The 2163-nt window shown below is 64.2% G+C and carries 1 pseudogene; it reads right to left on the reverse strand.

The features are described from left to right. Window positions 1-2163 (reverse strand): annotated as a pseudogene (locus BGE37_RS24670) (RHS element protein); the annotation flags it as partial.

Raw genomic sequence — 2163 nt, forward strand, 5'->3', positions numbered from 1 at the left:
CTGCGCACCGTCTCACGGTGCAGCCTGTCCCGCGTATACTCGACCAGCGGCGTCCCGCCCAGCTTCATTCCCGCCAGGTAACCGCTGCCATACGTCAGCCACTCCACCGGCGGCAGGCTGTCCGGCGTGACGCGGTTTGCCAGCCCCTGTTCGTTGTATGCCTGTTTCGTCTCATGCTGCCAGAGCAGTTCCTCCGTCTCCGGGTTATGCACCGTCTGGCGCTCGCCAGTCAGACGGCCCTTGTCGTCATAGCCATAGTGGACGGCAACACGGTGGCCTTCGCTCAGGTGGCTGATTTCTCTCAGCCAGCCGTGGCCATCATACTGCCACTGCTCTGCCGGTTCGCCGTTCACCGTGCGGTGCGTGATGCGGTCCGATTCGTCGTAGTGCCAGAGGGTGACAAGCCCCTCATCTTCACTCTGCGTGAGTTTTCCGGTCAGGTCATAGTGGTAACGTTGCGTCCGCCCGTCAAAGCCGCGCTGCTGTACCAGCCGGTCCAGCGCATCGTAGGTAAACTCACTTCGGCTGCCGTTCTCGTTAGTCAGCGTGGTGACACGTCCGGCAGCATCATACTCCATACTGCGCGTCAGCCCGCCCTGCGTGGTACTGACCGCCTTTCCCCACGCATCGTACTGTGTCTCACTCCGGTTGCCATCCGGGGTGATGACGGCGGTCAGGTCGCCTGCGGCGTTGTACTCATACTGCGTTTCACGGCCCTGTGCGTCTTTCACCGAGGTTAACCGGCCACGGTTGTCATAGCGGCGGTAAAGGCTGATACCTTCCTCGCGGTGAACCGCCGTCATCTGGCCGAAGCGGTCGTATTCATAGCGGGTCTGGTAGCCCGAGCAGTCGGTGAAGGCCAGCAACTGCCCGTAGCGGCTCCAGGTCATCTGCCGGGTGCTGCCCGTCGCATCCGTTGTCGTCGCCGGTAACTCACTGTGCGCGTCATCGTAGCGGTAGCGTACTGTCTCCCCGCTGCGCGATGTCTCCGTTACCAGCCTGTCCAGCTCATCATACGCCCGGCGGCTCTCCAGCCCGTCCGGGGACACCACTGCCGTCACCTGGTTCCCGTCGTTATAGTAAAATTTCGTCTCCCGCCCGTCCGGCGTGGTGATATCCGTGATATCGCCGGACACCACATTCAGGCCGTACTCTGTCCGCCGTCCCGCCGCGTCCGTCTGTGCCGTGAGCCTTCCTGCCGCGTCATACCCGCTGTGCGTGACGCTGCCGTCCGCCAGTTCTTTTTTCACCACCCGCTTCAGCCCGGCCCCGCCTTCTGTATGCAGCACCTCTCGCCGGTTCAGGCTGTCCGTGATGGTGATGCGGTCCTGCTCATAAAGATAGCGATAGCTTAACCCTGCCGGGTTCAGCTGCTCCACCACCCGCCCGGTATCGTCGTAGCGGTAGCGCATCTCCGGCCTTCCCGCATAACGGTGCCCCACCATCCGGCCCGGGTGCTGCGCGTCATACGTGAAAGCGCGCACCTGCGTATTGCTGCGGTCATATACCGCCAGCAGTTCACCGGCTTCCGTATACGTGTAACGCGCCAGTGGCGCACCGGGCAGATTCTCCGGGTATGCCGGGTCGTGCATCAGCCACACCGCCGAAAGACGGATGCCCCTGTCGGGGCCGTATTCCGTACCGGGCAGTGTGTCGGGGAACGCTGAGGCTGAGAGAGGGCGGGAACGGTCAGAAGAAGATAGCGAAGAGGTGCGGGCCTCTTCCGCACGCTGCGCCTGCGTGGTCAGCACCAGACGGAACTTCCGCCCGGCACCGTCCGTCACGCTGGTGATTTCCCCAGCCAGGTCACCGGCGGCCTCACGCCGGTACGTCAGCGTCCGCCCGAAGCGGTCCGCCAGCCCGGTAAGCACCCGGTACGGCGGCAGCGGCGCTGGCAGTACGTCCTCAGCACCCGGCACCCGCTCACTCCACCCCAGTATCCACCACGACCCCTGTGCGCTGTTGGTCGCCAGGTAAAGATGCGGGCTTAACCGGATATCCGGCGGCAGCGCCCCCCACAGTCGCGCCAGCGTGTGGCCGTCCGGCTGCGCTGCCTTACCACCGCGCACCAGCCACATTGACTCGCTGCGGCTGTACACCGCCTCCCCCGGCAGCAGCGGCTCAAAGTGAATGCTCCGCCCGCCGTTGTCGTTGAGTATCAGT

The organism is Escherichia sp. MOD1-EC6300, from assembly GCF_002965045.1.
Lineage (GTDB): Bacteria > Pseudomonadota > Gammaproteobacteria > Enterobacterales > Enterobacteriaceae > Escherichia > Escherichia coli_F.